Origin of the sequence: Streptomyces sp. DI166, from assembly GCF_900091315.1 — a bacterium.
Classification (GTDB): domain Bacteria; phylum Actinomycetota; class Actinomycetes; order Streptomycetales; family Streptomycetaceae; genus Streptomyces; species Streptomyces fuscus.
This window is the reverse complement of the sequence record NZ_FLSP01000231.1, coordinates 1-1,583: the sequence shown is the minus strand read 5'-3', so window position 1 is coordinate 1,583 and position 1,583 is coordinate 1. Positions and strand designations below refer to the sequence as shown.

General features: G+C 70.3%; 1 protein-coding gene. It reads left to right on the top strand.

What is annotated here, in order from left to right:
* Positions 1-126 precede the first annotated feature (126 nt).
* Positions 127-1,572 carry an NF041680 family putative transposase gene (locus GA0115233_RS39990; protein ID WP_093725700.1) on the top strand — a complete coding sequence of 482 codons (1,446 nt, stop codon included), beginning with the start codon at positions 127-129 and terminating at the stop codon, positions 1,570-1,572.
* Positions 1,573-1,583 lie beyond the last annotated feature (11 nt).

Below are 1,583 nucleotides of genomic sequence, written 5' to 3'. Positions count from 1 at the left end.
AGCTTGGCGTTTAACCTCGCAGGTCACCCGACCTGCTGATCTGCGGTTCTTCCCGGGACAGTGGAGGCGGCCGTTCTCCACGCTTCGAGATGTCGAGTCACGAAGCATGAGAGAACGGCCGCTGCTATGAGTCTTCCGGTCCACGCGCCCGCGGGTGAGGCGTTCGACGTCTTGTCCCGCTTTCGGGTCGAGTTCTACGAATGCCTCTACGCCCGCGCGGATGCACTCTTCGAGCTCACGGAGGCGGTGCTGTGTACGGACGGGCCGGTGAAGACGCTGGTCGAGCTGTCGCTGGCGGTCGAGCATCGGCGCGGGCACGGGGCGATGTACGCGGCGTTGGACCGGGGCTGGCTGGAGCCGGCGCGGTTGCGGCGCGCGCTGGCGGGCCTGCCGCTGCCCAGGGCGGCCGACGGGCGGATCGTGCTGGCTGTGGACGTGAGCAACTGGCTCCGCCCAGATGCCCCGACCAGCGAGGACCGGCTGTTCTGCCACGTCTACGGACGCGGAGCCCGCAGCAGGGACCAGTTCGTGCCGGGCTGGCCGTACTCCTTCGTCGCCGCCCTGGAGACCGGCCGGACCTCCTGGGTGGCGTTGCTGGACGCCGTGCGCCTCGGGCCCGCGGACGACGCGACCACTGTCACTGCCGGCCAACTACGCGATGTCATCGAGAGGTTGGTCCAGGCTCAGCAGTGGCGGGCGGGTGATCCGGAGATCTGGATCGTCATGGACTCCGGCTACGACGTCGCCTACCTCTCCCATGCCCTGGCGGATCTGCCGGTCGTGCTGGTCGGGCGCCTGCGCTCGGACCGCGTCATGCTCCGCGACCCCGGCCCCGCCCGCTCCGGGCCGAAGGGCGGACGGCCGCGTCGGCACGGCGGCGTCCTGACCTTCGCCAAGCCCGACAGCTGGCACGAACCCGAGGTCACCACGGTCACGGACACCACCCGATACGGCAAGGCCGAGGCGATGGCCTGGGACCGGATGCACCCGCGACTCACCCACCGAGGCCCGTGGCTGAACCACACGAAGGAGGAACTGCCCATCCTGCACGGCACGTTGATCCGTCTGAAGGTCGAGCGCCTGCCGGGCGACCGCGCCCCGAAACCGGTCTGGCTGTGGTGCTCGGCCACCGCCGCCACACCGGCGGACGTGGACCACTGGTGGCAGTCCTTCCTGCGCAGATTCGACCTCGAGCACACCTTCCGGCTCATGAAACAGACCCTCGGCTGGACCGCCCCGAAGGTCCGCCACGCGGACACCGCCGACCTGTGGACCTGGCTCATCATCGCCGCCCACACCCAGCTCCGCCTCGCCCGGCCCCTCGCCGAGGACCTCCGCCACCCCTGGGAACGACCGGCCGAGCCCCGCCGACTCACCCCCGCCCGGGTGCGGCGGGGGTTTCGCAACGTCCGCGCGACCACGGCCCGTCCAGCGACCGCACCGAAACCGTCCAAGCCGGGCCCGGGACGGCCTGCCGGCTCGAAGAACAAACACCGGGCCAGGCACCACGACGTCGGCAAGACGGTCAAACGCGCCGAGTCGATCAAGGAACACCAAGCCCGCCCACGTTAAACGCCAAGCTT